This window comes from Streptomyces sp. Root1310 (assembly GCF_001426425.1).
Classification (GTDB): domain Bacteria; phylum Actinomycetota; class Actinomycetes; order Streptomycetales; family Streptomycetaceae; genus Streptomyces.
This window is the reverse complement of record NZ_LMEQ01000012.1, coordinates 1,119,603-1,120,187: the sequence shown is the minus strand read 5'-3', so window position 1 is coordinate 1,120,187 and position 585 is coordinate 1,119,603. Positions and strand designations below refer to the sequence as shown.

Annotated in this window: 1 protein-coding gene; it reads left to right on the top strand. The window is 63.4% G+C overall.

The window, feature by feature from the left end:
- Positions 1-585, top strand: a 585-nt coding sequence (locus tag ASD48_RS45355) for an alpha-amylase family glycosyl hydrolase (protein WP_242432680.1), incomplete at both ends; no start/stop codon positions are given.

Below are 585 nucleotides of genomic sequence, written 5' to 3'. Positions count from 1 at the left end.
CCGGACACCTTCGAGGACACGCCCGCCAAGGACCGCGACCCCGAGTGGTTCAAACGCGCCGTGTTCTACGAGGTCCTCGTCCGCTCCTTCCAGGACAGCAACGGCGACGGCGTCGGCGACCTCAAAGGCATCACCGCCAAACTCGACTACCTGCAATGGCTGGGAGTCGACTGCCTCTGGCTGCCGCCCTTCTTCAAATCACCCCTGCGGGACGGCGGATACGACGTGTCCGACTACACCGCCGTCCTCCCCGAATTCGGCGACCTCGCCGACTTCGTCGAATTCGTCGACGCCGCCCACCAACGCGGCATGCGCGTCATCATCGACTTCGTGATGAACCACACCAGCGACCAGCACCCGTGGTTCCAGGAATCGAGGAAGGACCCCGAAGGACCCTACGGCGACTACTACATGTGGGCCGACGACGACAAACAGTACGGCGACGCCCGCATCATCTTCGTCGACACCGAGGTCTCCAACTGGACCTTCGACCCCGTCCGCAAGCAGTACTTCTTCCACCGCTTCTTCTCCCACCAGCCGGACCTCAACTACGAGAACCCCGCCGTGCAGGAGGAGATCCTGGCC